Here is a 21,968-nt window from a genome sequence, read left to right on the forward strand (position 1 = left end):
ACGGGGGGTCACAGTCCGGTTCCCCGCCGCCTCGGAACCGCCGGTTACGCCAGCGCCTCGGCCAACTTCTCGACCGGGTGCGAGGGTCGGTCCTCGACTCCCTCGCGGTCGGACAGTTGCGTCCGGCAGGAGGTGCCCGGCGCGGTGACGGTGTCGGCGTCGCTCGCGTCGGCCGCGTCGAACAGCAGCGAGCCGATGGCCTTCGAGAGGTCGTAGTGCTCGCGCTCGTAGCCGAAGCTCCCGGCCATCCCGCAACAGGAGGTGTCGAGCGGGTCCACCTCGTAGCCCGCCCGCCGGAGCACGCCCACCGCGTGGTGGTCCTTGTTTGTCGCCTTCTGGTTGCAGTGGCCGTGGTACGCCAGCGACTCCTCGACGGGGGCGAACTCGATACGCTCGTCGGCTCGCGCGGCGTCGAGGTACTCACAGACGCCGTAGGCGGCCGCCGAGACGGCCTCCACCGCCTCCCCGTCGAGCAGGTCGCGGTACTCGTCCTGGAACATCACGGCGTCCGACGGCTCGACGAACACCACCGAGTAGCCGTCCGCGACGGCGTCTCCGAGGGCGGCGACGTTGTGTTCGGCCCGCTCGCGCGCCCTGTCGAGGAACCCGCCCGAGAACGCCGCCCGCCCGGACGGCGCGAGGTCGGTCGGTAGTTCCACCCGGACGCCGGCCGCCTCGAGCACCTCGACGGCCGCCATCCCGATTTCGGGCGCGCTGTACGTCGTGTACGTGTCCGGGAACAGGACGACGCGCGCCTCGGCGGCCTCCTCGGTCACCCACGGGCCGCCGCGGGCCTCGAAGCGGTCGAACAGCGTCTCGCGCGTGAACGTGGGTAGCTTCCTGTCCTCGGCGATACCGAGGGTGCGCTCCATGACCCAGCGCGCGCCGGGGACGCTCGTCGCCGCGTTCGCCAGCGGCGCGAGCGCGCTCCCCAGCCTGCTCACGGCGTCGATGTCGGCGAACAGCCGGTCCCGAACCCCCGCGCCGTCGCGCTGGTGGTGCTGGTGTTTCACCTCGGCTTTCAGCTTCGCCAGGTCGACGCCCGTGGGGCAGTCGGACTGACAGCCCTTGCAGCCGACGCACAGCCCCAGCACCTCCTCTTGGAACCGCTCGGAGTGGAGTTCCTCCTCGTCGAGTTCGCCCGAGATGGCCGCCCGGAGCATGTTCGCCCGGCCCCGGGTGGTCTGAATCTCCTCGCGGGAGGCGCGGTACGTCGGGCACATCACGTCCCCCCGCGTCTGCCTGCACGTCCCGCAGCCGTTACACAGTTCGACGAGGTGCGAGAAGCCGCCCTCCTCGGAGAAGTCGAGCGCGGTCTGGGGTTCGAGCGACTGGTACGCGGCGCCGTACCGGAGGTTCTCGCGCATGTCCGCGTCGGCGGCCGTCTCGGGGTAGCCCCGGTCCGCGGCCGTCTCGGCGTCGGTGTAGACGACCTTCCCGGGATTCATCCGCCAGTCCGGGTCGAACGCGGCCTTGAGGTCCTGAAACGCGGTCCACAGCTCCGGCCCGTACATCTTGGGGTTGAACTCCGTGCGCGCCAGGCCGTCGCCGTGCTCGCCCGAGAAGGAGCCGTGGTGTTTGACCACGAGGTCGGTCACGTCATCGGCGATGGAGTGCATCGCCTCGATGCCGTCGGCGTCCTTCAGGTTGAGGATGGGCCGGATATGGAGCGTCCCCGCGCCGGCGTGCGCGAAGTAGGCGGCCGAGGTGTCGTGTGCGTCGAGCACCGCCTCGAACTCGGTGACGTACTCGGCCAACTCCTCGGGCGGGACGGACGCGTCCTCGATGAACGGGTACGGCTTCGGGTCGCCCTCCAGGCTCATCAGCAGCGGGATGGCGGCCTTCCGAAGCTTCCAGATGTCGGCTTGTTCCTCGTCGTCGTACGCCTCGATAACGTCGAACGCCGCCCCCTCGGTGACGAACTCGCGGGTGGTGTCGGCGACCGCGCCGTGGAAGTCGTCGACGACTTCCGAGTCCCACTCCAGCATCAGCGCCGCGGCGGTACCCTCCGGAATCGGCTCCTCGTACTGGGCGTACTCGGTCGACTCGCGCGCGAGTCGGAACACCTCGTCGTCCATCAACTCGACCGCGCTCACCGGGTACGAGAGCGCGACCGGGACGGCCCGCATCGCCTCCACGAGGTCGTCGAAGCAGTAGAGCGCGAGCGCCGTCTCCTCGGGCCGGGTGACGAGCGAGACCGTCGCCCGCACGATGGTGCCGAGCGTCCCCTCCGCGCCGACGAACAGTTTGCTGAGGTTGATGACCTCCTCGCCGGACTCGGTCTCGTAGACGGCCTTGTGGAGGTTGTACCCCGAGACGGACCGCTTGAGTTCCGGGTAGCGCGCCTCGATCTCGGTCTCGTGCTCCTCGACCAGTCCGCGGACCGTCCGGTAGAGTTCGGCCTCGCGGTCGGCCTTCCCGACGATGTCGTCCCACTCGGGGGAGTCGAGGACGACCTCGCGGGTGTGGATGAGCGACCCGTCCGCGAGCACCACGTCGAGTTCCTCGGTGTACGCGTCGGAGATGCCGTAGCGCACCGAGTGCGCGCCCGTGGAGTTGTTGCCGAGGCCGCCGCCGACAGTCGCGCGCGCCGACGAGGCCGGGTCGGGCGCGAACTTCAGGCCGTACTCCGCGAGCGCGTCGTCGAGGTGGTCCTGGACGACCCCCGGCTGGACCGTCGCCGTCCGCGCCCCCGGGTCGACGTCGAGTATCCCGTCCATGTGGCGCGACAGGTCGAGGACGACGCAGCCGGGACCGACGGTCTGTCCCGCGAGCGACGACCCCGCGCCGCGGGGTAACACCGGCACGTCGTGGTCGGCCGCCACCCGCATCGCCGCCTGCACGTCGTCGACGTCGCGCGGACAGACGACGCCCGCCGGGCGCGCCTGGTAGATGCTCCCGTCGGTGGCGTACAGCACCTGCGCGTACTCGTCGAACTGGACCTCGCCGTCGACACGCTCGCGCAACGCCGTCGCGAGCGCCTCGTACGCGGGAACGTCCGGCCGGTCGTACCCCAGGGCGGCGGCCGAGACGCCCGGCCCGCTTCCGTCCCGCTCAGTAGCCATACCGGCCGGTGGCAACGGGTGGACTAAAGTGATTTGTTAGGAAGGAACTATGCCGCCTGACACCCGACCGTCGCGACCGGGGTCCACTCGCCCGCGCCGACTCGCACGGGCCGAACGGCGGACGGTCGCGTCCGGACGACGCCGGCGTCGTCCGACTCCGGCACGCCTTTCACGCTCGCCCCCCGGGGAGTGGTATGCGACTGGCACGCGTCCGAACGCAGGACGGGATACGCGCGGGCGAACTCCGCGACGGGACGCTCGTGACCAACGACGCCGAGTACGACGTGAACGGCCGCGACCTGCTCCCGCCGTGCGAGCCGTCGGCGGTGTACTGCGTCGGCCGGAACTTCGCGGCGACGCTCGACCAGATGGAGTACGACCGCCCCGAGGAGCCCGACTTCTTCGTCAAGCCGCCGGCGTCGGTCGTCGGCCACCGCGACCCGGTGCCGTACCCCCAGTGGACGGGGGAACTCACGTACGCGGGCGAACTGGTCGCCGTCGTCGACGAGCAGTGTCGCGAACTCGACCCCGAGGACGTGTCCGACGTGGTCCGCGGCTACACCGTGATGAACGACCTCGACGCGCTCGACCAGCCCGGGCGCACCGCGCGCAAGGCGTTCGACGCCTCCGGTCCGCTCGGCCCGTGGCTGGAGACTGACCTCGACCCGACGAACGTGGCGATGCACACGGACGTCTCCGGTGAGCGCCGACAGGAGTCGAACACGGAGCTGATGCTGTTCGACCCGTACGAGGTGGTCGCGTTCCTCTCACAGCGGTTCACCTTCCGTCCGGGCGACGCGGTGGCGTTCGGCAGTCCCGCGAACCCGGGCGTGGTCGAGCCGGGTGACACCGTCGAGATAACGTACGAGGGCGTCGGGACGCTCGCGAACGACATCGTCGACCCGCGCTGAGCGACGGCCGGCGTCGTCGGCTCCCCCCTCGTCCGGCCGCCGCGCTCGCCCCCGGCGCGACTAAGTGACCCCACCGCGTCGCGCCCGGTATGAACATCGTCGTCACGCGCCAGAAGATACACGGACACCCGGCCGACGAGTACGCCGCTGCGCTCCGGGACCTCCTCCCCGACCACGACGTCGTCCTCGCGCGCACGCCCGACGAGGAGCGCGCGGCCATCGCGGACGCGGACGTGGTGACGGGAGAGGGGTTCTCCCTGGAGTCGTCGCTCGACGCCGCGGACGACCTCGTCCTGTTCGCGGGCGTGTACGCCGGGACGGGCCACCTCGACCTCGACGCGTTCCGCGAGGCGGGCGTCGCCGTCACGAACGGTTCGGGCGTCCACGCGCCGAACATCTCGGAGTACGTCGTCGGCGCGCTGGTCTCGCTCGCGCGCGACTTCCGACGGGCGACGCGCCAGCAGGACCGCCGCGAGTGGCGCTCGTACAAGACCCGCGAACTGTACGACTCGACGGTGACCGTCGTCGGCCTCGGGGCGATCGGCGAGGCGATTCTCGGGAGGCTGGAACCGTTCGGCGTCGAACGCCTCGGCGTGCGCTACTCGCCCGAGAAGGGCGGACCGGCCGAGGAGGTGTTCGGCTTCTCGGACCTCCACGAGGCGCTCGCGCGGACCGACCACCTCGTGCTGGCGTGCCCGCTCACCGACGCCACGGAGGGCCTCGTCGACGAGGATGCGCTCCGGACGCTCCCGCCGCACGCGACGCTCGTGAACATCGCCCGCGGGCCGGTCGTCGACACGGACGCGCTCGTGTCCGCACTCCGGGCGAACGACCTCGCGGGCGCGTTCCTCGACGTGACCGACCCCGAACCGCTCCCGGAGGACCACCCGCTGTGGGGGTTCGACGACGTGCACGTCACTCCCCACAACGCCGGTCACACGCCGAAGTACTTCGACCGGGTCGCGGACGTCCTCGCGGAGAACGTCGAGCGCATCGAAGAGACGGGACGCGCCGAGAACCTCGAGAACCAGGTCGTCTGAGTCCGGCAGGGGAGAGCGAGGAGAGCGGACTCAGAACACGTACTCGTCCTCGCGCAGTTGGACGTACCGCTCACCGCGGAGCCGCCACTTGTGCCACTTGTAGCCGAACAGGAGCCGCGACGCGTCGATGCCGGCGGCGAACTTCTGCTCGAACATGCCGAACCCCCGTTCCTCCGCGAGCATATCCCGGGCGGTCCGGAACACGTGGTCCCAGTCGTCGGGACCGTAGTCGCGGCACATGTCGGCCATGGCGACGTTGCGGACGACCTCCTCGCCGATAGCCGACTGCCACCGCTCGTTGTACCGGCGCATGTCGCCCACCGCGGCGAGTTCGCCGGCTATCGCGCCGGTCCGGACCGCCACGTGGTCGCCGCCCTCGTGGAACGAGGATGTCGCGCCCATCGCGCCGCCGGCCACGGCGATGCCGGCCGCCGTGGGCGACTCGATGGGGCGCGTCGAGGAGATGGGGTACGTCTCCGTCCCCTTCGACTTGCCGGCGTCCTCGACCAGCGGGAAGTCGGTCTCGACGTCGTACTCGTCGCCGTACTCCCGTTCGAGCAGGCGCCGGATGTACTCGCCCCCCGAGGGAATCCGCTCGTCCCCCGGCCGGAGCAGCGCGTACGCGTCCCGGTCGGCGACGGCGTCGAGGTCCATCCCGATTGGCATCGTCAACCCGACGCGACAGACGCCGTCGGCGTTGGGAAACACCCACGGGTAGGCGGTGTGGCCGGGCATGACCCCCCACCAGAACCGGATGGCGCCCGAGACGTCCTCGTACGCCTCGCGGGGGAAGCGGCGGTACTCCTGGTAGGCGATGTGGTTCGCCCGCGTCGAGGCGAGGCGGTCGCTGGCCTGTTCGCCCGCCGGGAGGAACCGGTCGAGCACCCGGTTGGTGACGGTGCGCTGCGGCCCGTCCGCGAGCACGAGGAAGTCCGCGCTCACGTCCTCGCCCGACGCCAGGCGGAGGGTGTGCCTGGGACCCTCGGCGCCCGAGAGGTCAGTCTCGACGTCCCTGACCGAGGCCTTGACGCGGTACGCCGCGCCCGCCGCCTCCGCCCGGTCGCGCAGGAAGTCGTCGAAGCGGGCGCGGTGCATCGTGTACCCGAAGCGGTCGTACGAGGAGTCGATTCCGGTGGCGCGGAGCGTACACCGCTCGGTCGGGCCGACGAACTCCGCCCTGTCGAGCGTCTGCTGGACGACGCCGTCGGGGAACTCGTCGGGGTGGATGCCCATGATGTCCACCCAGTAGTCGAGGATACCCGCGGCGTCGGTCGAGTCCGGTCCGAGGCGGTCGCGGTCCGCGCGCGGCACCCCCTTCTCCAGCACGAGAGCGTCCGCACCGCCGCTGGCGGCCGCGTGGGCGGCCGAGGACCCCGCCGGCCCGCCGCCGACGATGGCGACATCGACGCGTTGCATGCGTGGTAGGGACCGTGTTTCGCTAATAAAGCCCCCGAACCGGACGCGGACGGAGCGCAGAAGACATATCCGGCCCCCCACCCCAGTGGCCGTATGGACATCTCGCGGAGTATCCGGGCCATCGCCGACGCGGCCGAGGCACCCTCGGGCGTCGTCGACTGGGACGCCGTCGCGGAGGCGGCGAAGGGAGGGTGCGAGCCCGGCGACCTCCGGCTGACCGACGCCGAGCGGGCCGGCTACCGCGCCGACGTGCGCGCCGCGCGCGACGGCCTCCGGACCGCGAGCGGCGTCGAGTTCGACCTACCGGAGTCGGTCGAGGTACAGAACCGTCACCACTGGATCGACGCGAACGTCGACACGTTCCGCCGGGTGATGCGCCCCATCGAGGAGCGCGGCGGCGGCGTGTTCCCCGGGCTGGCCCGCTCGGTGAACACCGGGACGATGGCGGTGACGCTCGCGTTCCTCGCGCGCAACGTCCTCGGCCAGTACGACCCGCTGTTGCTCGCGGACTCGGAGGACCACGGGCTCTACTTCGTCCGCCCGAACATCCGGCGCGTCGCGGTCGAACTCGACGTGGACTACCCGCGCTTCCGGCGCTGGATCGCCTTCCACGAGGTGGCGCACGCCGCGGAGTTCGGCGCCGCCCCGTGGCTCCCCGGCTACCTCGAAGCCCGCATGGAGGAGGGTCTCGACGCGCTGGCGGCCGGGCGACTCGACCGGAACGCGTTCGCGGAGTTGAACACGACCATGACCGCCGTCGAGGGGTACGCGGAACTGCTGATGGACCGCGCGTTCGACGACGAGTACGCCGACCTGCGTGCGAAACTCGACGCGCGCCGCGGCGGCGGCGACCCGCTAACGCGCCTGCTCAAGCGCCTCCTCGGGTTCGGCATGAAGCGCCGGCAGTACGAGCGGGGCGCCGCGTTCTTCGAGGCCGTCGCGGACGAACGCGACCTGGCGACGGCGAGTCTGGTGTGGGAGCAGCCGACGAACCTCCCGACCGACGCGGAACTCGACGACCCCGGCCTGTGGCTGCGCCGGGTGGCGTAGCGACCCGCACGCGAGGGGTCGCCACGCGGAGGAAACCGGGTCCGACGCCTGCGATTACCGCCGGGGTCTCCGGGTCGGCTGGAACTCCCGGAGCGTCCGCACGACGAACCAGAGGAGGGCGACCCCGATGACCAGACCGCCGACGACACCCGCGAGCAGTTGCAGCGGCGTCCCGCCCGCCTCGAACGCGACCAGTCCCCCCGAGGCGGCCACCAGTACGACGAACCCTATCTTCAGCCGCCTGTTGGCGACGTCTCGCTCCTCGTCCGTGATGCTCGGTCCGACCATCAGGCGTCCGACCCCGTCGAGACGTGCATCCCGAGGAACGCCCACTCGCGGTCGGCTCCCTCCTCCCCGACCCGGGTGAGCGTCCCGCTCCACCGGGTCTCGTGGTCGTGCTCGCGGAACGACTCCGCGTCGTACCACGCCATCCGCACGTCGTCGGAGAAGGCGGCGTGGGTCGCTCCCGCGGGGTCCGCGGTGTCGCCGTCGCGGAGGACGGTTCGGAGGTCGCGGCTCTCGACCGTCCAGTCCTCGGTCGTCCGGGTCTGCTCGCGCAGGCCGCGTGCCACCGCGGCGTAGCCCGTCAGTCGCTCGCCGATGCCGAACTTCACCACGTCGGGCGACTCGACGAAGAAGGGGGCGAGCGGGTCGCCCGCGCGGAGGGCGTCGTAGTACGCTCGCACCGTCTCCTCTGGCGTCGTCGTCCCTGGCGTCATCGTCCGGACGGTGGGCCGCGGGGGGTTTCAACGCGACGCTCCCGAGCGGCGCGACCGGTCGCCCGACGCCCCCGACAGGCGGAAGTGACGCCGACCCCTGTACCCGGTATGGGATACCCGGTCAGCTACTACTGTCCGCGCTGTGAGGCGGTCGTCGAACTGGAGCGCGACGGCTACCTCGCCGACAAGGCGGTCACGCCCCACCCGTTCGACGGCTGGGCGTACGTCGACCCGGACGGCGACGTGGAGGCGGCCGACGGCGTCGTCTTCACCTGCGGCGACGAGTCGGTGATGCGCGACCGGGAGGAGGGGTGCGGGGAGCGGTTCTACCTCTCGTTCGTGAAGTTCGCGGACGGAGAGGAACTCGACCCCCGCCGCCCCGAGCGCGTCGAACTCGCAGAGGGGCGCGGGCCGCCGACGCCCGACTCGCCGGACGGCCCGCGCGGTCCGTCGGGGTCCGGGTCCGGCGGGTTCTACTGAGCGGGCCAGCGCGCTTTTTCCGGTGGCTCCCGGAACACGGGTATGGCAGAGAAGACCATCTCGGAGGAGGAGTTGACGCGCGAGGAGGCCGCCGACCGACTCGAAGCGCTCGCCGCCGAGGTACGAGACGGCGACTGCGACGTTCGGGTAGGTAACAAGACGGTGACCGTCCAGCCGCCGAGTTCCATCGCGTTCGAGGTAGGCGTGCGCGAGAGTTCCTCGCTCCTGCGCGGGAACCGCGAGAGCGTGACCGTGAAGATGGACTGGCGGCCTGAGTAGCGTCGCACCCCCGTACCGACCGAGTCGGTGCCGACCGTCGCGGGGAGCCGACGCGGCCGACGACCACCTACCCCTTGATGTTACACACCGGGTAGGTCCGGACCACCTTGTCGCCGATGCCGAGTTCGTGGCTCACCCGGACCACCTCGTCGACGTCCTTGTAGACGCCGGGTGCCTCCTCGGCGACGGTAGCGCCCGACTGGGCCTTCACGTAGATGGCGTTCTGGTCCCGGAGTTCGTCGCGCACCGTCTCGCCCCAGTACTCCTGTTTCGCCCGCGTCCGGCTCATCGTCCGGCCGGCGCCGTGAGCCGTCGACCCGAACGTCTCGCTCATCGACCGCTCGCCGCCGACGAGGACGTAGCTCCCCGCTCCCATGCTCCCCGGGATGATGACCGGCTGACCCACGTCGCGGTACGCCCGCGGCACCTCCGGGCGGCCGGCGGGGAACGCCCGCGTCGCCCCCTTGCGGTGGACGTAGAGTTCGCGCTCCTCGGTGTCGACGGCTCGCTCGCTCGCCACCGCCCGCCCGTCCGCGTCGACTCCGACGTCGTGGACCTCCTTCTTCGCGATGTTGTGCGCCACGTCGTACAGCAGGTCCATCCCGAGCGTCTCCCAGTCGTCGCGGAACACCCGCTCGAACACCCGGCGCGTGCGGTGAGTGATGAGCTGTCGGTTCACCCACGCGAAGTTGATGGCCGCGCACATCGCGCCGTAGTACTCCTCGGCCAACGCCGACCCCGCTGGCGCCGCCGCGAGTTCCGTGTCGGGCAACGCTTCGAGCAGGTCGGCGTGTTCCCGCTCTATCTTCCGGAGGTAGTCCGAACAGACCTGGTGGCCCAGCCCCCGCGACCCGCAGTGGATGAGCACCACTATCTGGTCTTCCGTCAGTCCGAACGAGTCGGCCACCGCCTCGTCGAACACGTCGGTCACCCGCTGGACCTCGAGGAAGTGGTTGCCCGACCCGAGGCTCCCGAGCTGGTTCTTCCCGCGGTTCTTCGCCTTCTCGGAGACGAACTCGGGACGCGCGTCCGGCCGCTGGCCCTCGTCTTCGCAGTGTGTCAGGTCGTCCGCGACGGCGTAGTCGTGTTCGAGCGCCCAGTCCATCCCGCGCGCCAGCACCTGCTCGACGGTGTCGACGTCGTCCTCGACGACGCCGCCGCCGCCCAGTCCCGACGGCACGTTCGCGAACAGGCTGTCGACGAGTTCCTCCTCCTTGCCCCGCACGTCGTCGTACGTCAGGCTCGTCTTCACCATCCTGACGCCGCAGTTGATGTCGTACCCGACCGCGCCGGGCGAGATACACCCCTCCTCGGTGTCCGTCGCGCCGACGCCGCCGACGGGGAAGCCGTACCCCTGGTGACCGTCGGGCATGCACAGGGCGTGGGTCGTGATACCCGGCAGGTGGGTGGCGTTGCGCAACTGCTGGAGCGTCTTGTCGTCTGCGACCTGTTCGAGCAACGCCTCGCTCGCCAGCACGCGCGCGGGAACGCGCATCTCGCCCTCGCGCGGCATCTCCCAGACGTGCTCGCGGACGCGCTCCAGTTCGATGTCTCCGAACTCGCGTGTGGTCATAGTCGACGGTTCGCTCGCCGCACACAAATAGCGTGTCGGCTCGCCGGGCGGCGCGACTATCCCCCCGGAGCGAGTATCGGGGGGTATGGACCTCTTCGCCCTCCTCCTGGTGCTCGTCGTCGGGTACGTCGCCGGCCGGCTCACGAGCTGGCTCGCCGGACTGGCCGCGGTGCTCGCGCTCGTGCTGTTCCTGCTCGGTCTCGCCGCGCCCGCACCCGTGACGAACGTGGTCGACAGCGTGCTGCGGGGGTTCTACTACGGGAACGAACTCCTGTTCCTCTCGGGGTTCCTGTTCGGGGTGGCGGGCGGACGGAAAGCGCTCGTCGGGAGCCGCGGGTCCGTCAACCGGCGGTCCGAGTGAGCGACTGGGCGGCCCGCTCCGCCTCGCTCCCCGCGAGTCGCGCGTCGATCGCCAGCGGTCCGGCGCCGGTGACGAGCAGGACCGAGACGAGTCCGAACAGGGAGACGTGCGCGAGCACCGGGTCGTCTGGCAGACCGAACAGCGTCGTGGTGAACACCGCGAACGCCGCGGCGGACGCGGCCCGCGTGAACAGACCCACGACGAGGAGGAGGCCGATGAACAGTTCCGTGAACGCCGCGCCGAGCACCCACAACTCGGGCGGCGCCGCGAGCACCGCGGTGAGGTCGTACTTCGCGACGACGGCGAGCGCCCGCGCGGGCACGAGCAGTTTCTCCGCCAGCGCGAGGTAGACGAACGCGACGCCCATCCCGACGCGGACGACGGTGGGGACGAACGGCTGGAGGGCGTCGATTCGCCGGCCGACGGGCACCGCGACGCGACGGTACAGCGGGTCGACCCGCGAGTACGCCGTCTCCTCGTTCGACGCCATCCGCCGGATGACGTGGTCGGCGCTCGGACGCCCCCCGCCGACGGCGACGACGGCGAGCAGACCCGCCGCGTACTCGAACGCGAAGAACGCCTCGGGGTGCAGCGGGAGGACGACGAGGTAGACGAGGAGCGCGACGGCCGCGACGAACCGAGTCGCGAGACCGAACAGGAGCAGAAACCCGACCGCGACGCCGAACAGCCGGGCCGGAATCGCCGTCTCCGAGGCCGTCAGGAGCGGCGTGAACAGGTAACCCGTGTAGCCGGCACCGACCATCGGCAGGCCGAGGCTGAGTCGGAGCAGCCACGGGACCAGGTCGCGGTAGTCCGCGAGCGCCCGTCGCAGGGCGCGCACGTCGGTCGACAGCGGTCGGACGCGGAGGTAGCCGACCATCGTTCCCAGCACGGCGAGCGCACCGACGAGGAGCGCGCCCGCGACCGACGGGGTCGACAGCGACGCCGCGAGGAACGCCACCGGGTCCCCCCGCTCGCCGGTCGTCGTGACGTACTCGACGTGGGCCGCGGCGACGCCCGTCGCGGCCGCCAGCGCGCCGACCAGCCCGACGCTCCACGCGAGCACGGGTCGCCTGGTGTCCATACGGGACGGGTCCGTCGCACCGGACCTAAACCCGGCGCCGAGTCCCGAAGCGGGAAACGCACGACACGACCCGGTTCGGGGCGAACGTTTAAGAGACGCGAGCGACAGGGTACGACAGACGTTCACATGGGCCTGTACGAGCGCATCCTCGTCCCGACGGACGGCTCGGACGGCGTCGAGCGGGCGGTCCAGCACGCCATCGACCTCGCGGTCGAACACGGCGCGACGGTACACGCGCTGTACGTCGTGAACTCGGCCTCCTACGCCGGCATGCCGATGGAGTCGTCGTGGGAGGGCGTCGACGAGATGCTCCGGGCCGACGCCGAAGACGCGGTGCGGATGGTAGAGGCGCTGGGGGACGACTTCGACGTGCCCGTCGAGACGGCGATCATCGACGGTACCCCCAGCAGCGAGATCGTCCGCTACGCCGAGGAGCAGGGGTGTGACCTCGTCGTCATGGGGACGCACGGCCGCGGCGGCATCGACCGCCTCCTGCTGGGGAGCGTCGCCGAGAAGGTCGTCAGGGGGTCGTCCGTCCCCGTCCTCACGGTCCGGGTCGAGTCCTGAACGTGCCGAGTGACCGGACCTCACAGCGCCACCGCGTACAGCGCGTCCTCGGTGGGGACGAGCAGCGTCGCGCCGTCGGCGGAGACGGACGCCCGCCGCGGCGCGAACGCGCCGTCGGGTGAGACGCGGGCGCGCTCCGCGCCGTCCGCGGCGTCGTAGACGACGACCCCGTCGGGACCCAGAGCGGCCAGCCCCTCCCCGCGCGCGAGCAGACGGACCGCGTCGTTCGCCCCCACCTCGGGCCGCGCCACCCATCGGGTCGTCCCGTCGGCGGCGGCGAACGCGCGCAGGTCGCCCGCGGTCAGGTCGAACGCACCGGTCGGCCCTGCGGCGTCCATCCCGACGTCGCGCCGCCAGCGAACCGTCCCGTTCTCGGCGTCGTGCGCCCGGAGAACGGTGAACTCCGGGCCGCGGTTCTCGACGTATGCCGTCCCGCCCCCGAGCGCCGGGGCCGCCCAGTAGCCGCCGGGTTCGACCTCGAAGAGGGGGTCGCCGGCGGCCACGTCGACGACGAACACGCGGCGGGTCTCCGGGGTGGTGTCCGTCCCGACGCAGAGTCGCCGGCCGTCGTGCGCGTGGAGGAACGGCGTGAGCGGGCCGGACGCGCGGAGTCGGAAGCGGCGCTCGCCCGTCTCCACCTCCACTCCCTCGACGGTCCCGTCCCAGTCGACCAGCGTCAGCGCCCCGGCGATGGTCGCGACCGGGTACGGCAGGTCGCCGTCGGGGGGTGGGTCGCGCCGCCAACGGACCGCCCCGTCGGCCGGGTCGCGGAGCGCCGCGCCCGCCTGCCCGGTCGAGAACGCCCCGCCGTCGACGACGAGCGGGAAGGGGGCGTCGTCGACGCGCCACCGCTCCTCGCCGGTGGACGCGTCGTACGCGCGGAACCACGACCAGTTACCGGCGTACACCCGGTCGCCGGCCGCGGCCAACGCGGCCGCCGGGGGAACGTCGCGCCGCCAGCGTCGCTCGCCCGTCGCCGCACCGAACGCGACGACGGACGACCCGGACCCGCCGGCCGTCAGCGCGACGGCGGTCCCCTCGGTCAGCGCCGTCCGTTCGACGCCGCCGTCACTCGCGAGGTCTGCGAGGTCGGCGCGCCAGCGCGGCGGTCCCGGCGGGTCGGGCGTCGCCGTCGGCGTCCCCCGGAGGTCCGGCGCGACGGTCCGACCGCCGCCTCCGCCGGCGTCGTCGAGGGTCGCACACCCCGCGAACGGGGAGAACGCCGCGGCGGACCCGGCGGACGCGAGCAGGCGGCGTCGGTACACACCGGCGGTAGCACGCCGGCGAGCAAAAGTCACCCGGGGGGGGCGGGACGCCGCGGCGACGCGAGCGGTTACGCGGGCCGCAGGTGCTCGCAGTCGCCCGCGGTCACGCGTACGTCGCCCTCGTCCGTCCGGACGACGAGCGCGCCGGGGAACTCCACGTCGACGGCCTCTCCGGTCACCACTCCCCCGGGCGTCTCCACCCGGACGCGCCGGCCGAGCGTGTCGGCGTACTCGCGCCACGCGGGGAGCACCCCGTCGAGGTCCCTCCGGAGGGCGTCGAACGCCTCCAGCGCCCGCTGGACGAGTAGTCGCCGGTCTACCGCCTCGCCGCGTTCCGCGCGGACGCTCGTCGCGTCGGCGTCCGGCGGGAGGTCGGCCGCCGCGACGTCGGCGTTCAGGCCGACGCCGACGACGAGCCACGACACCCGGTCCGCCTCCCCCTCCATCTCGGTGAGGACGCCGCAGAGTTTCCGCCCGCCGCGGTCGCCGCCCTCGCCCGCGAGCACGTCGTTGGGCCACTTGATGCGCGCGTCGACGCCCGCCTCTCGACAGGCGCGCGCGACGGCGACGGCCATCGCAAGCGTGTACGCCGGGGCGTGCGCCGGCGGGACGTCGGGCCGGAGGAGGACCGAGAACCAGGCGCCGCCCGGCGGCGAGGCCCACTCCCGGTCGAGTCGACCGCGCGCGGCCGTCTGCTCGCCGGCGACCACGACGGTCTCGTCCGCGCCGTCGGCCGCGAGCGCCCGGGCCCGGTCGTTCGTCGACGGGAGCGCGTCGTGGAACTCGACGGCGAACGACGCGTCGAGGCGGAACGCGAGTGCCTCGCCGTTGTACGCCGGCACGTCCGTCACGGCGTACCCCTCGTCCCCGCTCTCGACGGCGAAGCCGGCGTCTCTGAGCGCCTCGACCTGTTTCCACACGGCGGCGCGCGAGACGCCGAGGCGCTCGGCGAGCGCGGGACCGGTCGTGGGGCCCTCCGCCAGCGCGTCGAGGAGCGCCCGCCGGGTGTCGGGCAGGCCCGGGCCGTCGCTCACCCGTCCACCCCTCGCCCCGCTCGCCTCGCTCGTCGGGGCGGGCGTGCGCCCGGCCGCGTGTCGGTCTCAGTCGACCGCACTCTGGTCCACCTCGTCGGCCCGGACGGTGATGACCGTCGCGTCGAGTTTCTCGCGGAGGTACCCCTCCACGTCGGGGTCCGAGAGCACCTTCTGGAGCATCCGCCGCCACCGGCTCGCCTGCTTCGCGCCGATGACGACCACGTCCGCCTCCTCGGCGGCCACCTCGTCGAGGATGGTCTCCTCGACCAGGAACCCCTTGCGCACCACGTACCGGACGTTCGGGAGCGAGCCGAACTCCCGCTGAACCGCGCGCTTGAGCGCGGTGCGCGTCACCTCGTTGCTGTCCTGGTAGAGGTCGACGTGGAGGACGGTCAACTCGGCGTCGCGCTCGTCGGCGATGCGGAGCGCCTCCGAGAGCGTCGCCTTCGAGTGTTTCGTTAGCGGGTACCGGACGGGCACCACGACCAGCGTCATCGCTCGACCCGTCGAGCGGGGGCGACTAAACGCTACTCCTCTCCTCCGCCGACGCCCGGGTCCGCCGCCGGGGCGCCGCCGACTCGCCTGATGCGCCCCTCGACGCGCGGGTCGAGTCCCTCCGCGCGGACGAACTCGGCGAGCACGTCGTGCTGGATGCCGCACTCGCCCGCCCGGTGGCGCTCCTCGATGGCGGGGAACTCGTGGTCCGAGTGGAGCAGGTACTCCGCGGTCGCCACCCGGTAGATGGCGTCGTCGTCGAGCGGGTCACCGCCGACCCGTGCGGACAGCAGTTCCCCGGCGTCGTCGTCCCAGACGAGTTCCGCGCCGCTGACGTGGCCGTGCCACCAGTCGGGCTCCCCGAAGTCGACGACGGCCGCGGACATCTGCCGGAACGCCTCGCGCAGTTCCCCGCCCGTGAGTTCGGCGACCACGACCGGCTCCTCGAACGGGACGACGCTGACGAGGTCCGCGAGCGTCACCGCCCCGTCGAGCGGGTCGCCCAGCCGGATGCCGCCCGCGTTCTGGAGCCCGACGTCGGCGTCGGCGGCGTACCGGTACGCGTCGGCCACGAGGTTGCCCACGCGCGACTCGCCGCCGTGAATCGTCGCCTCGGTCCGCTCGATGGGCGTGGCTGCGTGGCCCACCACCTCGTCGAGTCCGGACGCGCGCATCCGGGCGCGGAGCGCGTCCGCGAGGCGCTCGTCAACCGGGGCGTCGGCGGGTTCGTGGAGCGTACCGTTCGCGCCGTCCGCCCCGAGGTCGACTTCGACGACCGCCGTCCCGTTCACGCCGGGCCGGGTGCACAGCGTCCCGGCGACGGCCTCGACCCGCCGCGTGTGGACGTGCCCGCCGAGGACGACGTCGACGCCGTCGAGACGCGCCAGGTCGTCGTCGCCGGCCCCGAGGTGCGAGACGGCGACGACGTGGTCCGCCCCCGCGTCGTCGAGCGCGTCGACCGCGCGCTCGGCCGCCGCCACCGGGTCGGTGAACGTCAGGTCCGCCGCCATCGGGTTGAGCGAGTCCGTCGTCGGGTCGGTGACGCCGAAGAAGCCGACCCGCTCGCCGTCGACCGCCTCGACCGTCCACGGGACGACCCCCTCGGCGGCCCCGAACGGCTCCGAGGCGTCGGGGTCGTCGTACACGTTCGCGCTCACCCACGTCTGGGGGGCGTCGGCGACGAGGGTGCGCGTCTCTTCGGGTCCGAAGTCGAAGTCGTGGTTGCCGAACGTCTCGACGGCGGTGCCGACCGCCTCGAAGAAGTCGAGCGCCTGTCGCCCCCGCGCCACGAGCGCGAGCACGCCCGGCGCGGTGTCGTCGCCGGTCCCGACGACGAGCGCGTCCTCGCCGTCGAGCGTGGAGAGCAGCCCCGCGAGCCGTCCGGCGCGCTCGGGGTCGTCGTAGACGTTCTCGATGTCGGAGTAGTGGAGCAGGCGGACCATCGGATGCGTGGAGCGTGTCGATTCGGGACGCGGCGTGAAGAACGCACCGGCGGGCGACCGGCGGGTCCCTCGCCGCGAGCGTCGGGCGGGTCGCCGGAATCCGACCCCGGTCGACCGCGTGTGCCGGCGGTCGGGCCGGCCGGGACGGAGCGCGCCGTCACGGGAACGGGTGGTACGCGCGGTCGGGCCGGGGCTCGAACCCCATCGACTCGGGGACGCGCTCCAGCCGTTCGCCGAAGTACGCCTCGCCCGTGAACAGTGGCTGCGCCTCCGGGACGAGCACGCGGACCGCCTCGAACCCCAGCGCAGCGACGTCGCGCGTCGTGAGCCGAGCGGCGTAGGCGTCGAGGCCCGCGTCCGCGAGGCGGGCGAGGAGGGTCTCCAGTTCCGCCTCGCCGGCCGCGTCCGCGCCGAGTCCCGCGGCCGGGACCGACGCCTCGGCGTCGACGAACGCGCGCGCCCGGTCGGGGAACTCGGCGTACTCGCCGATGGCCCCCTCCTGCGCCGCGGCCCGTTCACCCCCCATCGACCTGAGTTCGGTCCAGTTCTGGAGCGCCTCCGCCAGCGCGGACGCCGCCGCGCCGGCCGCGTCGAGCGAGGCGGCCGACCCCATCGCGAACCGCGGCCAGTCGCCGTCGCGGTGGACGGCGACGCCGACGACGGGCACGTCGACGTCCTGCGTGAGCAGCAGCGGCGCGACCGACAGGTCCTCGGCCCGGGCGCGTTTCCGGAGCGTCTCGAACCGCTCGTCGTCCACGTCGACCGCCATCGGGTCGAACGTCGAGTACCACGCCAGCATCGACGCGTCCCGCTCGACGGCCTCGTACAGCCCCGAGAGGACCGCCTCGACCGTCGAGTTCCCCAGTCCCAGCCCGGTCGTGATGGCCGGCTTGTACCGCTCGTCCGGCGGCGGGAAGTGGACGAACGACGCCGGGAGCGACGCCGACTCGCCCGTCCGGAGGTCGCGGCCGTCGACCCACTGCACCCGCTCGTCGGGCGCCGGCGTGGGCGCGTCGGCCGGCCGGACGAACCGCTCGACGGGCACCGCGTCGATGACGCCCTCGGTCGGGGCCGGCCGGAAGCGCTCGGTCCGGTAGACGCCGGCGCAGTAGCGTTCGAGCGCCTCGCCGATGGCCTTCGCGTAGGCGGCGTCCCAGCCCGCGTCGACGCCGGCGGCGAACTCGGCGCACCGCGCGTCCGAGAACGCGGTCGTGTCGGTCGTCCGGGCGACGTAGTACGGCACGGGGAACGACTCGCGCTCGCCGATTTCGGTGACGACGCCGAGGCGGTCGTCGACCGCGCGGTCCATCCGGTCGACGGCGTCGTCGAGGCTCGCGTCGCGGAACGACAGTTCGAAGCCCGCGGGGCGGTCTCCGCAGTCACACCCCGGCGAGGGGAGGAACGTCCGCTCCCGGCCGGGCACCTCGACGGTCGTCCCGCCGAGGTCCTCGCCGGAGAACTGGCGCATCGCGCGTCGCCCCGCGAGCGCGCCGGCGTACCGGACGGCGCTCTTCGTCCCCTGCGGGTCGGCGTCGGTCTCCGGCACGTTCGCGGCCGCCCGGTCGCGGAGGCAGTCGTAACAGCCCGATTCGGCGGAGAACAGCGAGACGGCCGCGTTGAGTCCCTCGACGGGTCGACCGCCGACGCCGCCGATCTCGACGGCGACCCACGAGTCGAGCGCGGCGTTCGCCGTCCGGAAGCGGTCGTCGCCGGCCGTCCCGACGACGGCGGCGAAGTCGAACCCGTCCACCAGCCCCGCCTCGACCCGCATCGCGTTCGCGTCGATGTCGGAGAACGCCCCGGAGAGCGCCGCTGCGGCGGGTTCAGGGGCGACGATGGCGATATCCATACGGAACCCGTCGGGTGGCGGGGTGAAAAAGCCGAAGAAGCGCAGTCGGTCGGTCGCCGGTCGCGCTCTCGTCCGCTCAGTTCAGCATGCTGCGGGCGACGCCCGCGAGTTCGTCGGTGTTGGCCCGTCGGAGCCGGTCGTCGCCGAGCTTCAGGCGCAGACGCGGGCGCCCCACGTCGATGGGGACCTTCTCGGTCGCGATGAGACCCATGTCCTCGAGGCGCGTCTTCGTCCGCGAGAACGTCGCCTTCGAGGCGATACCCACGTCCTCGCCCCACTTGCTGATGTCGTACAGCAGCACGTCGTTCTTCGCCGCGACGAGCAGGCTGATGGTGACCTCGTCGAGGCCGTCGCCGTCGCCGCGGGCGGTCTCGAGCGAGTCGAGCACGCCGTCGAAGTCGGTGCGGGCGGCGTCGCCGATGTCGGCGCTCAGCGTGTCGCGGATGCGCGAGAGCGCCGGCGTCCGGAGGTTGAACGGCTCCGAGTCCTCCCAGAGCGCGCGGTACGTCTCGTAGGCGTCGGCGATGAACCCGTCGTCCTCGGCCGTGAGCGCCGCGACGTGGTCGTCGGCGGTGACGAGCGCGTAGATCGCCTCCTCGCCGACGAGGAGCGTGTTGTCCACGTCGGACGCCAGGCTGCGCAGCGTGAGCCGGTCGGCCGTCACCAGGTCCGCCGCCTCGGAGGCGACGAGGAAGTCGTCGAACACGTCTTTCATCAGCCGCTCGTCCGCGACGACGTTCATCGTCGGGAGCGCGTCGTCGTCGGAGCCGAGCGCGACGAGCGATTCGAGCACCGTCGCGCTCGGGTCGACTACGACCAGTTCGTCGTCGCTTCGGTCGAGGACGGCGCGGAGAACGTCTTCCGTCGTTCCTTCGAGTAAATTCGAGGCCATTCGTATACCTATGGAAGGGGTGGATAGATATTTAATACTAACGGGAAATACGGGAACCAAGCCGTCTCGCGTGCGAATTGCCCGCCCACAGCCGATGTAAACACGAACGGACCACAGCCGACGCAATGTATTATCGTAGCGACCGAATGGTGACAGTATGCCACGTAGTGTGGGGGGAGATACACCTCCGGGCGGGGCAGTGGTATCGTTCGCCGGACGCCATCCGCGGGTCGTGCTGATGGCGCTCGTGTTGCTCGTCACGCTCGCGACGCAGGGAGCGGCGGCCGAAGTCGGCACGGTCACTCCCTCCTCGACGGGGACGACGAACGTCGGTCCCTGAACGGCGTCAGAACAGCAGCTCCTCGATTTCTTCGACCCAGCGGAGGTCGCCCTCGTAGACGACCGGCTCCTCGCAGTAGCTCAGGAACTCCCGGAGCTTCGACCCGTCGATGACGTACTCCTCGGTCGTCCGCAGGAGGCTGCTCCCGTCGTCGTCGCGGAGGAAGCAGTGGTGTGTCGCGCCGGGGATACGCGGACCGTCGACCCGGTAGGTGACGCGGAACTCGTCGTCGCCGAGGCGTTCGAGTTCGACGTCCGCCGGGACGATGGACGACGACTGCGTGAGCACGTGGGTCCCGTCGCCGACCACCGCGTAGTCCTTCCCGGTCATGATGCGGCGGCGGGCCTTGTCGAGCGCGCGTTCGATGCAGTTCCCGCGGGTCATCAGCCGGGCGAACGTCGTCCCGACGGTCGCCGCGTGGCTGTCGAGCACCTCGTTGAGCGTGACGCCGCCCGCGACGCTCCCCTTGCGAACCAGTTCCATCCCCTCGTAGTAGGACCCGCAGGCGTTGAGGAAGAACGTCTGGACGTTCGACTCGTCGATGCTCGACACCGAGAGCGCGCCGTCCGTACACCGGAGGCCGTCGGTCTCGCAGTGGCCGATGTAGTGGACCAGGTCGTGGCGGCTCTCGAAGACGCGCGCGAGTTCGGCGACCGAGAGGTCCTCGCGGACCTCCATGTCGATGTTCAACTCCTCGGCCCGTTCGCGGTAGCGGGACGCGGCGTCGTCGTGTTCCGCGCGCATCCGGCTGTCGTTGAGCACCGCGAACACGGAGAGCGGTTCGGCGGCGGCGTCGAGGAAGCGCTCGCGGTGCTCGTACGCCGCGGTCACCGTCTTGAACACGTCGATGGGGACGCCGTCGGCGAGCCAGCCGTGCGTCCGGCCGGGGCCGAGCGTCGGCCGCACCAGGTCGATGGAGGCGACGTTCCCGTGCCCGACCCGGTAGAAGTCGTCCAGCGACCGGTCGAGCCACTCGTCGCTCGCGAGGTCGGTGGCGTCCGGGAGGAACACGTACGGCAGGTCCGAGACGAGGTACGGGAGCGCGGCGACGTGCTCGAACGTCGGCTTCACGTACATCGAGAGGTGCCACTCGGGGAGCCGGTCCGACACCGCCTCGAACGGGGCCGAGAGGTACGTCGCGACCCGTTCGCCCAGCGGCAGGGGGTACACCGTCTCGGCGTCGAGCCCCACCTCCTCGAACAGGGCGGCCTGGTCGAATCCCTGTTCGTACGGTCCCGCGGCTCGGGCGAGACAGTCGAGGAAGAACACCCGCCTGAGGAGGTCCGAGACCCGGTCTGGGAACGAGGGGAACGGCGGGAGCGTCCACGTCTCCCCGGCGGCACTGAGGGCCGGCTGACCCGCCTCGCCGAGCGTCACGTCGGCGTCGAGGTAGGTCGCCAGCGGGGCGACGACGAAGAGGTAGCGGAGGTCGGGGGGGACGGTCACCTCGACGCCGGTCCGGCTCGCCCGGTCAGACACCTCCGCGGGGACGTTCGCCGCACCGAACTCGACGCGCGGCGCCGGCCCCCGCATCGTCGGGAACGTCCGGTCGGGGGTGCCCGTGCGGTTGCCGGCTCCGAGCACCGACACCGCCGTCGCCACCCCCTGCGGCGTCCGGGGGACGGTGACCGTCTCGACCGCCTCGGCGACGCGGGGGACGAACCCCACCTCGACCGCCGTCGGACCGGAGAACGAGAGGACGAGTCGCTCGTAGTCGCACAGCGAGAGGGTCGCCTCCCCGTCGAAGCGGACCTCTACCGCGATGCTCCCCTGCACGCGGAGGAGGTACTCGTCGGCCGAGAGGTGGACGGGCGCGGCGCCGCCGGGGAGTTCGAACCGTTCGCCGGTGGTGACCGAACAGACCGTCGCGCGGTACGGGGGAAAGCCGAGTTCCGTCGCCGTCCCGGTGACCACCGTCTCGGGGGGCTGTGGCGTGTCGTCGCCCAGCACCTCGTGTGCGGCACTGAGCGAGGGCGCGTCCCCGCCCTCGGACCAGTCGTCGACGCTGACCGTGACGGACGACTTGGCTGCGTCGACGGCCCTGATGCCCTCGTCGGTCCTCTCGACCCTCATTGGGTTCGCCAGAGACACGGACCTATCACGGTA

General features: G+C 72.0%; 21 protein-coding genes. 8 read left to right on the plus strand and 13 right to left on the minus strand.

Annotated elements, in window-relative coordinates:
• Positions 1–44: 44 nt before the first annotated feature.
• On the minus strand, positions 45–3,065 hold the full coding sequence (locus AC6RUA_RS01335) for an FAD-binding and (Fe-S)-binding domain-containing protein (protein WP_499814163.1): 3,021 nt from the start codon (positions 3,063–3,065) through the stop codon (positions 45–47).
• 194 nt (positions 3,066–3,259) lie between these two features.
• On the opposite strand from AC6RUA_RS01335, the gene AC6RUA_RS01340 reads away from it, so the two are divergent.
• Both AC6RUA_RS01340 and AC6RUA_RS01345 read left to right on the plus strand, forming a co-directional pair.
• A complete protein-coding gene (locus AC6RUA_RS01340; RefSeq protein ID WP_499814164.1) occupies positions 3,260–3,976 on the plus strand; it encodes a fumarylacetoacetate hydrolase family protein in 717 nt (238 codons plus the stop codon).
• Between the two features lie 89 nt (positions 3,977–4,065).
• Positions 4,066–5,016 (plus strand): D-2-hydroxyacid dehydrogenase, encoded by a 951-nt coding sequence (locus AC6RUA_RS01345; RefSeq protein WP_499814165.1) that lies wholly within the window; start codon positions 4,066–4,068, stop codon positions 5,014–5,016.
• A 30-nt stretch (positions 5,017–5,046) separates the two neighbouring features.
• Here the strand turns inward: AC6RUA_RS01345 and AC6RUA_RS01350 are convergent, their stop codons facing one another.
• The gene (locus AC6RUA_RS01350) at positions 5,047–6,432 is read right to left on the minus strand and encodes an NAD(P)/FAD-dependent oxidoreductase (RefSeq protein WP_499814166.1); all 1,386 of its coding nucleotides are present in this window, start codon (positions 6,430–6,432) and stop codon (positions 5,047–5,049) included.
• A gap of 93 nt (positions 6,433–6,525) precedes the next feature.
• On the opposite strand from AC6RUA_RS01350, the gene AC6RUA_RS01355 reads away from it, so the two are divergent.
• Positions 6,526–7,482 (plus strand): zinc-dependent metalloprotease, encoded by a 957-nt coding sequence (locus tag AC6RUA_RS01355; RefSeq protein ID WP_499814167.1) that lies wholly within the window; start codon positions 6,526–6,528, stop codon positions 7,480–7,482.
• A 54-nt stretch (positions 7,483–7,536) separates the two neighbouring features.
• Here AC6RUA_RS01355 and AC6RUA_RS01360 read toward each other — a convergent pair whose 3' ends face one another.
• On the minus strand, positions 7,537–7,770 hold the full coding sequence (locus AC6RUA_RS01360; RefSeq protein ID WP_499814168.1) for a DUF8527 family protein: 234 nt from the start codon (positions 7,768–7,770) through the stop codon (positions 7,537–7,539).
• Positions 7,770–8,201, minus strand: coding sequence for a nuclear transport factor 2 family protein (locus tag AC6RUA_RS01365; protein WP_499814169.1), 432 nt, complete (start codon positions 8,199–8,201; stop codon positions 7,770–7,772). The genes AC6RUA_RS01360 and AC6RUA_RS01365 overlap by 1 nt, the downstream gene beginning before the upstream one ends.
• Positions 8,202–8,309: 108 nt before the next feature.
• Here AC6RUA_RS01365 and AC6RUA_RS01370 point away from each other — a divergent pair, with 108 nt between their 5' ends.
• Both AC6RUA_RS01370 and AC6RUA_RS01375 read left to right on the plus strand, forming a co-directional pair.
• Entirely contained in the window at positions 8,310–8,681 is a 372-nt protein-coding gene (locus AC6RUA_RS01370) for a DUF7969 family protein (protein WP_499814170.1), read from the plus strand.
• A gap of 42 nt (positions 8,682–8,723) precedes the next feature.
• Entirely contained in the window at positions 8,724–8,960 is a 237-nt protein-coding gene (locus tag AC6RUA_RS01375; RefSeq protein WP_499814171.1) for an amphi-Trp domain-containing protein, read from the plus strand.
• Between the two features lie 67 nt (positions 8,961–9,027).
• Here AC6RUA_RS01375 and AC6RUA_RS01380 read toward each other — a convergent pair whose 3' ends face one another.
• Complete coding sequence (locus AC6RUA_RS01380; protein ID WP_499814172.1) at positions 9,028–10,533, minus strand: RtcB family protein; 1,506 nt, start codon at positions 10,531–10,533, stop codon at positions 9,028–9,030.
• Between the two features lie 85 nt (positions 10,534–10,618).
• On the opposite strand from AC6RUA_RS01380, the gene AC6RUA_RS01385 reads away from it, so the two are divergent.
• Positions 10,619–10,894: a hypothetical protein gene (locus tag AC6RUA_RS01385; RefSeq protein ID WP_499814173.1), complete on the plus strand. Its 276-nt coding sequence runs from the start codon at positions 10,619–10,621 to the stop codon at positions 10,892–10,894.
• Here the strand turns inward: AC6RUA_RS01385 and AC6RUA_RS01390 are convergent.
• Positions 10,875–11,978 carry a DoxX family protein gene (locus AC6RUA_RS01390; protein WP_499814174.1) on the minus strand — a complete coding sequence of 368 codons (1,104 nt, stop codon included), beginning with the start codon at positions 11,976–11,978 and terminating at the stop codon, positions 10,875–10,877. The two genes, AC6RUA_RS01385 and AC6RUA_RS01390, sit on opposite strands and share 20 nt — an antisense overlap.
• A gap of 126 nt (positions 11,979–12,104) precedes the next feature.
• Here AC6RUA_RS01390 and AC6RUA_RS01395 point away from each other — a divergent pair, with 126 nt between their 5' ends.
• The gene (locus AC6RUA_RS01395) at positions 12,105–12,545 is read left to right on the plus strand and encodes a universal stress protein (protein WP_499814175.1); all 441 of its coding nucleotides are present in this window, start codon (positions 12,105–12,107) and stop codon (positions 12,543–12,545) included.
• Between the two features lie 20 nt (positions 12,546–12,565).
• Here the strand turns inward: AC6RUA_RS01395 and AC6RUA_RS01400 are convergent, their stop codons facing one another.
• The 6 genes from AC6RUA_RS01400 to tbsP form a co-directional block, all read right to left on the minus strand.
• The gene (locus tag AC6RUA_RS01400; RefSeq protein WP_499814176.1) at positions 12,566–13,810 is read right to left on the minus strand and encodes an outer membrane protein assembly factor BamB family protein; all 1,245 of its coding nucleotides are present in this window, start codon (positions 13,808–13,810) and stop codon (positions 12,566–12,568) included.
• 68 nt (positions 13,811–13,878) lie between these two features.
• On the minus strand, positions 13,879–14,826 hold the full coding sequence (locus AC6RUA_RS01405; RefSeq protein WP_499815470.1) for a biotin--[acetyl-CoA-carboxylase] ligase: 948 nt from the start codon (positions 14,824–14,826) through the stop codon (positions 13,879–13,881).
• An 84-nt stretch (positions 14,827–14,910) separates the two neighbouring features.
• A complete protein-coding gene (locus AC6RUA_RS01410; protein WP_499814177.1) occupies positions 14,911–15,339 on the minus strand; it encodes a universal stress protein in 429 nt (142 codons plus the stop codon).
• Positions 15,340–15,371: 32 nt separating this feature from the next.
• On the minus strand, positions 15,372–16,781 hold the full coding sequence (locus AC6RUA_RS01415; protein WP_499814178.1) for a bifunctional metallophosphatase/5'-nucleotidase: 1,410 nt from the start codon (positions 16,779–16,781) through the stop codon (positions 15,372–15,374).
• Between the two features lie 157 nt (positions 16,782–16,938).
• Positions 16,939–18,630 (minus strand): YcaO-like family protein, encoded by a 1,692-nt coding sequence (locus tag AC6RUA_RS01420; protein WP_499814179.1) that lies wholly within the window; start codon positions 18,628–18,630, stop codon positions 16,939–16,941.
• A 76-nt stretch (positions 18,631–18,706) separates the two neighbouring features.
• Positions 18,707–19,522 carry a transcriptional regulator TbsP gene (gene tbsP / locus AC6RUA_RS01425; protein ID WP_499814180.1) on the minus strand — a complete coding sequence of 272 codons (816 nt, stop codon included), beginning with the start codon at positions 19,520–19,522 and terminating at the stop codon, positions 18,707–18,709.
• Between the two features lie 199 nt (positions 19,523–19,721).
• On the opposite strand from tbsP, the gene AC6RUA_RS01430 reads away from it, so the two are divergent.
• The gene (locus tag AC6RUA_RS01430; protein ID WP_499814181.1) at positions 19,722–19,862 is read left to right on the plus strand and encodes a hypothetical protein; all 141 of its coding nucleotides are present in this window, start codon (positions 19,722–19,724) and stop codon (positions 19,860–19,862) included.
• A gap of 6 nt (positions 19,863–19,868) precedes the next feature.
• Here AC6RUA_RS01430 and AC6RUA_RS01435 read toward each other — a convergent pair whose 3' ends face one another.
• Positions 19,869–21,935, minus strand: coding sequence for a hypothetical protein (locus AC6RUA_RS01435; protein ID WP_499814182.1), 2,067 nt, complete (start codon positions 21,933–21,935; stop codon positions 19,869–19,871).
• Positions 21,936–21,968: the final 33 nt, after the last annotated feature.

The sequence above is a fragment of the Halorarum sp. SLYT50 genome (genome assembly GCF_059821265.1).